This window comes from Oleiphilus sp. HI0067, from assembly GCF_001635735.1.
The window spans coordinates 1-1,640 of the sequence record NZ_LWFI01001670.1 but is presented as its reverse complement, the minus strand read 5'-3'; the positions used below and the strand labels follow the sequence as shown (position 1 = coordinate 1,640).

The window sequence follows — 1,640 nt, the reverse complement described above, 5'->3', positions numbered from 1 at the left end:
AGGCGCATGTCGCGACCTACCAAGGTGACGTTCACACCTAAACGATGGAAGCTTTGAGCGAGTTCGCAGCCGATCGGGCCTGTTCCAACGACAACCATAGATTTTGGTGGTGTACGAAGATTCCAAATCGTATCTGAATTGTATGCCAGTTCAGTATTGAGCCCTTCGATAGTTGGCATGGTCGGACGAGCGCCCGTCGCAATGACGATATTTTGAGCGGCAATTGTTTCGCCGTTTACCTCAACACGCCAGGGATCAAGAATTTTGGCGCTGCCTGTAATGCAGTTCACTCCCAGATCGGTATAGCGCTCGATGGAATCATGAGGTTCAATTTTCTTGATAACTTCTTGCACGCGTTCCATGACAGCTTCAAAGTTAACGCTCGTGTTTTCTACATTCACGCCGTAGGTGTTTGCGGTATCGACGTAATGCTTGATCTTCGCCGATCGAATCAATGCTTTGCTCGGTACACATCCTGTATTCAGACAATCTCCACCCATTTTATGGCGCTCGATAAGATCGACTTTGGCTTTTGTTGCCGCAGCAATATAAGAGCTTACTAAACCGGCAGCACCTGCACCGATTACTACCATGTTTGAGTCAAAGCTCTTTGGCTTATCGTACTCGCTGTAAACGCGTTGGGCCTTAATACGTTCCAGTGCGCGGTTGGCGACAAACGGGAATATGCCTAAGGCAGCAAAGGACAATAAAATTGCAGGAGATGCGATGCCTGATAACGAATCTAATTCTGCTAACTGTGTTCCCGCATTCACGTAGACAAATGTGCCCGGCAACATACCTAGCTGGCTCACCCAAAAGTAGCGGCGCAATGGAAAGTTTGTCAGCCCCATTAGTAAGTTGACTGCGACAAATGGAAAGATGGGTACGAGGCGCAAACCGAATAGATAAAATGCCCCTTCTTTATCAATGCCTTCATTGATTTTACTGAAGCTAGATTGAAAACGTTGCTGTACCGAATCGCGGAACAGAGTTCTCGCCATTAAGAACGCGATACTTGCGCCTATTGTGCTAGCAAATGAGACGAGCAATAGCCCTTGCACGAGCCCAAAGATTGCACCTGCTGCGAGTGTAATCAGTGTGGCTGCTGGGAGTGACAGCGCGGTGACCGCGACATAGATTAGGAAGAAAATTACGGCAGCTTTAAAAGGCTCGTTAGCTTGATAATCAAGTAGAGCGTCGCGCTGCGCTAGAAAATAATCCAGGCTTAGGTATTGATCTAAACCAAGGCTGTAAAACACGACAAAAGCAGCCGCGATGGAAATAATGAGAATGAGTTTTTTGACCGACATGAAATGCTCTTACTTAGTGGATGCTCAGCGAGATAAGACTTACTATAATCAGCTTAGTTCAATAGGCATAGCCCTATCACCGATTACCTAGTTTTTGGAGTTACTTTTGGCTTTTTCGCTATCACGACAGTTTCCTAATACTCGTATGCGTCGTTTGCGTGCTCAAGATTCAACCCGACGTTTAGTTGCAGAGAATACTTTGCAAGCTTCTGATCTGATCTATCCGATGTTTGTGATTGAAGGAGAACAACAGCGCGAGGCTGTACCATCCATGCCAGGTGTTGAGCGTGTCAGTATCGATTTTCTGGTCGAAGAAGCCAAAGAGCTAGT

General features: G+C 46.6%; 1 protein-coding gene and 1 pseudogene. One reads left to right on the top strand and one right to left on the bottom strand.

The features are described 5' to 3' along the window. Positions 1-1,310: bifunctional TVP38/TMEM64 family protein/FAD-dependent oxidoreductase (locus A3739_RS26825; protein WP_156502883.1), on the bottom strand; the 1,310-nt coding region annotated here is incomplete at its 3' end. Between the two features lie 145 nt (positions 1,311-1,455). Between A3739_RS26825 and A3739_RS26820 the strand changes: the two are divergent. Further along, positions 1,456-1,640 (top strand): annotated as a pseudogene (locus A3739_RS26820) (porphobilinogen synthase); the annotation flags it as partial.